The following is a 5,970-nucleotide window of genomic DNA, read 5'->3' on the forward strand; positions in this document are numbered from 1 at the left end:
ACGGCGGGCTCGTCGCGTCTCAGCCCCGGCTCTCCAGCCGGAACGGGTGCGCGGGGTAGACGCCGAGCACGGTGAGCTCGGTGGTGAAGAACTCCAGCTCCTCCAGCGCCCGGGCCAGGCCGATCTCGTCGGGGTGGCCCTCGACGTCGGCGAGGAAGACGGTCGCGGTGAACTCGCCGTCGACCATGTAGGACTCGAGCTTCGTCATGTTCACGCCGTTGGTGGCGAAGCCGCCGAGCGCCTTGTAGAGCGCGGCCGGCAGGTTGCGCACCCGGAACACGAAGGTGGTCACGGTCAGCTCGCCGTTGGCGGGCGGGATGTCGTGCTCGCGGGCGAGCACCACGAAGCGGGTGGTGTTGTGCTCGGCGTCCTCCACGTTGGAGGCCAGTGGCACCAGGCCGTAGACCTCGCCGGCCAGCGGCGGCGCCAGCGCGGCCACGGTCGGGTCCCCGAACTCGGCGACCTCGCGGGCCGAGCCGGCGGTGTCGCCGGCGATCACGCCGCGCAGTCCGAGCTCGGTGATGATCTTGCGGCACTGGCCCAGCGCGTGCACGTGGCTGCGAACGGTGGTGATCGTCTCGCGGGTGGCGCCGGGCAGGGCGAGCAGGTCGAAGTGGATCGGCAGGAAGTACTCGCCCACGATGTGCAGCCCCGAGGTGGGCAGGAAGTGGTGGATGTCGGCCACCCGGCCCGCCAGGGAGTTGTCGATCGGGATCATCGCGAGGTCGGCGACGCCGTCCTGGACGGCGGTGAACGCGTCCTCGAACGAGGCGCAGGGCAGCGTCTCCCAGTCGGGGTAGACGGCGCGGCAGGCGATGTCGGAGTTGGCGCCCGGCTCGCCCTGGTAGGCGATCTTCTTCGTGCTCACGCGCCCTATCGTCCCAGTCACCCGCAAGGGTTGTCCCGGCGGTCGGCGCAGAGGGCTACTCTCGCCCCGGTCCACGCCTCGGTGGACGCCGCCCGAGCAGAGGTCGTTCCGTGTCCCAGCAGCCCCCCGTCATCGTCACCGCCGGCTCCGCGGAGCCGGACGCCCCGCTGGTCGTCTGCCTGCACGGGATCGGCCAGGACGAGGGCGCGCTGAAGCAGGTCGCCGACGCCGGTCCCGCTGAGCTGGGCTATGTCTTCGTGCGCGGTCCGGTCGCGATCAACGGCGGGTACAACTGGTTCGACCTCAACCCGGACGCCAGCATGCGCCGCGACACCCTGCTCGAGGCGCGGGCCTGGTTCCGCTCCTGGCTCGACGCGTTCGCCCCGGCTCCGCGCCCGGTTGTGATGGTCGGGTTCAGCGCGGGCGCCGCCTTCGCCGCCGGGGTCGTCGGCGACGAGCCGTCCCGCTTCGCCGGCGCGGCCCTGCTCTCGGGCTCGCTGCCGTGGTTCGAGGGCCCCGAGGTCGCACCCGGGCGCTGGGACGGCGTCCCGGTGTTCCTGGCGCGCAGCGAGCGGGACCGGATCATCCCGGTCGAGCTGACCGAGCAGACCCGGCGCTACCTGGTGGCGGAGTCCGGTGCCGTCGTCACCGAGCGCCACGACCCGGACGGCCACGAGGTCACCATGCAGACCGCGACCGAGCTCGGCGCCTGGCTGGCGCGGACGACCTCGGTGCTGCGGGGCTGACCCCTAGGCCTGCTCGGTCTCGGCGACCATCTTCTCGATCCGGTTGCGCACCGACTTGGTGACCGCCTTCTCGTAGGCGGCGACCAGGCCCGCGGTGGTGATCGGCTTGATCGCGTCCACGGCGCTGCGCAGGTCCTCGGGGCTGGCCCCGGAGGCGCGGTAGGCCGGCCACACGGTGGTGTGGAAGAGCTCGTTGAGCGCATCGGCGATCGCGGTGGCGTGCTCGTCGAAGATCTTGCGGGCGGCGTCCGCGGCCTCGGCCGGGTAGTCGTAGCGGATCAGCGCGAGCGAGGCGTCGAGGTTGTTGATCGTGACGTCGTAGACCTCGTCCTCGCCCTGCTCCTCGTCCTCGTGCGGGGTGATCACGTCGAGGGCGCGCAGCACCTGCATCTCGCGGTCGGTGAGGGTGCGTCCGGCACGGGCGTCGAGGTCGGAGCGGCGCATCAGCTCGGGGTGCTCGGCCGCCCACGGCGCGAGCAGGGTGCGGTGCAGCCGGATCGCCTCCGGCGTGGCGTCGTGCGGGATCCGGGTCACGTAGCGCTCGATCGCGGCCAGCGTGAAGCCGTGTGCCTGCAGCTCGTTGACCAGCTCCAGGCGGGCGACGTGGGTGGAGTCGTAGTAGCCCTGGCGACCACGCTTGATCGGCGGCGGAACCAGGCCGCGCGAGGTGTAGAAGCGCACGTTGCGCACGCTCATGCCGATCCGGTCACAGAGGTCGTCGAGGGTCAACAGGCCTGCGTCGGCTTCGCCTTGATCGACCATGCGACCTCCTTCAATCTGTGACTCAGGCCACCACTCTTGACCATACTGACACCAATAGTGTCACAATCAGTGGTGGCGGTGCCGAATGGTGGCGCCGGCAGACAGGCACCGACTCTAGGGATGGTCATGGCAGAAGCATTCGTGTACGACCACATTCGTACGCCGCGAGGCAAGGGTAAGAAGAACGGCTCGCTGCACGAGGTGAAGCCGGTCGATCTGGTCGTCGGGCTGATCGACGAGCTGCGGGAGCGCAACCCGAGCCTGGACACCGAGCGCATCGACGACGTCGTCCTCGGCGTGGTCTCGCCGATCGGCGACCAGGGCGGCGACATCGCCAAGACCGCCGCACTCAAGGCCGGTCTCCCCGAGACCACCGCCGGCGTCCAGCTGAACCGCTTCTGCGCCTCCGGCCTGGAGGCCGTGAACCAGGCCGCCTCCCGCGTGCGCGGCGGCTTCGAGGACCTGATCGTCGCCGGTGGCGTCGAGTCGATGAGCCGCGTTCCGATGGGTGCCGACGGCGGCGCCTGGGCCTCCGACCCGGCCACCGCGCTGCAGGCGAGCTTCGTGCCGCAGGGCATCGGCGCCGACCTGATCGCCACCATCGAGGGCTGGAGCCGCGAGGACGTCGACGCCTACGCCGCCGAGTCCAACGCCCGTGCCGCCAAGGCCTGGGCCAACGGCTACTTCGCCAAGTCCGTGGTCCCGGTCAAGGACCTCAACGGCCTCACCGTCCTCGACCACGACGAGTTCATCCGCCCCGGCACCACGGTGGAGAGCCTGTCGACCCTCAAGCCGAGCTTCGCCCAGCTCGGTGCCGACGCCGGCTTCGACGACGTCGCGCTGGAGAAGTACCACTGGCTGGAGCGGATCAACCACGTCCACCACGCCGGCAACTCCTCGGGCATCGTCGACGGCTCCGCGCTGGTCGCGATCGGCTCAGAGCAGGTCGGCAAGGACCTCGGCCTGACCCCGCGCGCCCGGATCGTCTCGGCCGCCGTCTCCGGCGCCGACCCGGTGATCATGCTCACCGGCCCCGCCCCGGCGGCCCGCAAGGCGCTCGACAAGGCGGGCCTGAAGGTCTCCGACATCGACCTGTTCGAGATCAACGAGGCGTTCGCCGCCGTCGCCATGCGGTTCATGCGCGACATGGGCATCACCTCCGACATCACCAACGTCAACGGTGGCGCGATCGCGATGGGTCACCCGCTGGGTGCGACCGGCGCGATGATCCTCGGCACCCTCATCGACGAGCTCGAGCGTCGCGACCAGAAGCGCGGCCTGGCCACGCTCTGCGTCGGCGGCGGCATGGGCATCGCCACCATCGTCGAACTCGTCTGACCCGGACCCGGAACCTCGAAGGACTCACTAGAAGATGACTGAGAACAACCAGAGCGCGGTCCGCTACGAGCGCGACGCCGACGGCATCGTCACCCTCACGCTGGACGACCCGACCGCCAGCGCCAACACCATGAACGAGCTGTACCGCTCCTCGATGAACGAGGCCGTCGACCGGCTCTACGCCGAGGTCGACGACGTCACCGGCGTGGTGATCGCCTCGGCCAAGAAGACCTTCTTCGCCGGCGGCAACCTGAAGAGCATGGTGCAGGCGACCAAGGACGACGCCGCGGACGTCTTCGCGATGGCCGAGGACGTCAAGGCCGGCCTGCGCCGCATCGAGCTGTACCCCCGCCCGGTGGTCGCCGCGATCAACGGCGCCGCCCTCGGCGGTGGCTTCGAGATCTGCCTGGCCGCCAACCACCGGATCGCCGTCGACGACCGCTCGGTCAAGGTCGGCCTCCCGGAGGCCTCGCTGGGCCTGCTGCCCGGTGGCGGCGGCGTCACCCGCGTGGTGCGCCTGCTCGGCCTGCAGAGCGGCCTGATGGACGTGCTGCTGCAGGGCCCCCAGTTCAACCCGGCAGCGGCCAAGGAGAAGGGCCTGATCGACGAGCTGGTCGCCACCCGCGAGGAGCTCGTCCCCGCCGCCAAGGCGTGGATCAACGCCAACAAGGAGAACGCCGACGCGGCGCTCAACCCGTGGGACCGCAAGGGCTACCGGATGCCCGGCGGCCTGCCCTCCTCGCCCGCACTGGCCGGCTTCCTGCCCGCCTTCCCGGCACTGCTGCGCAAGCAGCTCAAGGGTGCCGACTTCCCGGCGCAGAAGGCGATCCTGTCGGCCGCCGTCGAGGGCGCCCAGGTCGACTTCGACACCGCTTCGCGGATCGAGTCGCGCTACCTGACCAAGCTGGTCGTGGGCCAGCAGTCGAAGGGCATGATCCAGGCCTTCTTCTTCGACATGCAGGCGATCGGCTCTGGGGCCCAGCGCCCCAAGGGCATCGAGCGCTACAAGGCCGTCAAGGTCGGCGTCCTGGGCGCCGGCATGATGGGCGCGGGCATCGCGTACTCCTGTGCCCAGGCCGGCATGGAGGTCGTGCTCAAGGACGTCGAGCTCGCCAACGCCGAGAAGGGCAAGGCCTACAGCGAGGCGCTGCTGGACAAGGCGATCAAGCGCGGGCGCAGCACCGAGGAGAAGAAGGCCGCCTTCCTCGCCCGGATCACCCCGACCGCCGACGCCGCCGACCTCAAGGGCTGCGACCTGGTGATCGAGGCCGTCTTCGAGGACGTCGCGCTCAAGCAGAAGGTGTTCGCCGAGATCGCCGAGCACGTCAACCCCGACGCACTGCTGTGCTCGAACACCTCCACCCTGCCGATCACCGAGCTGGCCGGCGGCATCGACCGCCCGGCCGACTTCATCGGCCTGCACTTCTTCTCGCCCGTCGACAAGATGCCGCTGGTGGAGATCATCCGTGGCAAGGAGACCTCCGACGAGGCGCTGGCCAAGGCCTACGACGTCGTCCAGCAGATCCGCAAGACCCCGATCGTGGTCAACGACAGCCGCGGCTTCTACACCTCGCGGGTGATCGGCACCCAGATCAACGAGGGTCTGGCCATGCTCGGTGAGGGCGTGCGCCCGATGTCGGTGGAGCGTGCGGCCACCCAGGCCGGCTACCCGGTCGGTCCGCTGCAGATCAGCGACGAGCTGAACATGGAGCTGATGGCCAAGATCCGCAAGGCGACCGCGGACGCGGCCGCTCGCGACGGCATCGAGCTGGGCGTCGACCCGGCCGGTGAGGTGATCACCAAGATGATCGAGATCGGTCGCCCGTCGCGACTGGCCGGTGGTGGCTTCTACGACTACGCGGACGGTCGTCGCACCGGCCTGTGGTCGGGCATCGGCGAGGCGTTCCCGCCGGCCGAGGAGCAGATCCCGTTCCAGGACGTCAAGGACCGGATGATGTTCATCGAGGCCCTGGAGACCGCCAAGTGCTTCGAGGAGGGCGTGCTGACCTCGTCGGTCGACGCCAACATCGGCTCGATCATGGGCATCGGCTTCCCGGCCAACACCGGTGGTGCCGCGCAGTTCATGACCGGCTACGAGGGTGCCGACGGCGAGATCGGGCTGGGCGCCTTCATCAAGCGCGCCGACGAGCTCGCGGTCACCTACGGTGAGCGCTTCGCGCCCACCGCCTGGCTGCGTGAGCGCGCTGCCGGCGAGGGCCTGCCGGCCTGACCTCCGCACTGCTGACGAACGCCCCC

Annotated in this window: 5 protein-coding genes; 3 read left to right on the forward strand and 2 right to left on the reverse strand. The window is 70.1% G+C overall.

Features of this window, described 5'->3' with window-relative positions:
- Nucleotides 1–19: 19 nt before the first annotated feature.
- On the reverse strand, nt 20–868 hold the full coding sequence (locus ABD151_RS10505) for a prephenate dehydratase (protein ID WP_343994040.1): 849 nt from the start codon (nt 866–868) through the stop codon (nt 20–22).
- Nucleotides 869–978: 110 nt separating this feature from the next.
- Between ABD151_RS10505 and ABD151_RS10510 the strand changes: the two genes are divergently transcribed.
- Nucleotides 979–1,614 (forward strand): alpha/beta hydrolase, encoded by a 636-nt coding sequence (locus ABD151_RS10510; RefSeq protein ID WP_343994042.1) that lies wholly within the window; start codon nt 979–981, stop codon nt 1,612–1,614.
- Nucleotides 1,615–1,617: 3 nt separating this feature from the next.
- Here ABD151_RS10510 and ABD151_RS10515 read toward each other — a convergent pair whose 3' ends face one another.
- A complete protein-coding gene (locus ABD151_RS10515) occupies nt 1,618–2,376 on the reverse strand; it encodes a MerR family transcriptional regulator (RefSeq protein WP_343994044.1) in 759 nt (252 codons plus the stop codon).
- A 126-nt stretch (nt 2,377–2,502) separates the two neighbouring features.
- Between ABD151_RS10515 and ABD151_RS10520 the strand changes: the two genes are divergently transcribed.
- Nucleotides 2,503–3,714: an acetyl-CoA C-acetyltransferase gene (locus ABD151_RS10520; protein WP_343994046.1), complete on the forward strand. Its 1,212-nt coding sequence runs from the start codon at nt 2,503–2,505 to the stop codon at nt 3,712–3,714.
- 34 nt (nt 3,715–3,748) lie between these two features.
- Nucleotides 3,749–5,944 (forward strand): 3-hydroxyacyl-CoA dehydrogenase NAD-binding domain-containing protein, encoded by a 2,196-nt coding sequence (locus ABD151_RS10525; protein ID WP_343994048.1) that lies wholly within the window; start codon nt 3,749–3,751, stop codon nt 5,942–5,944.
- The last annotated feature ends 26 nt before the right edge of the window (nt 5,945–5,970 follow it).

It is taken from the genome of Nocardioides dubius (assembly GCF_039528155.1).
Lineage (GTDB): Bacteria > Actinomycetota > Actinomycetes > Propionibacteriales > Nocardioidaceae > Nocardioides > Nocardioides dubius.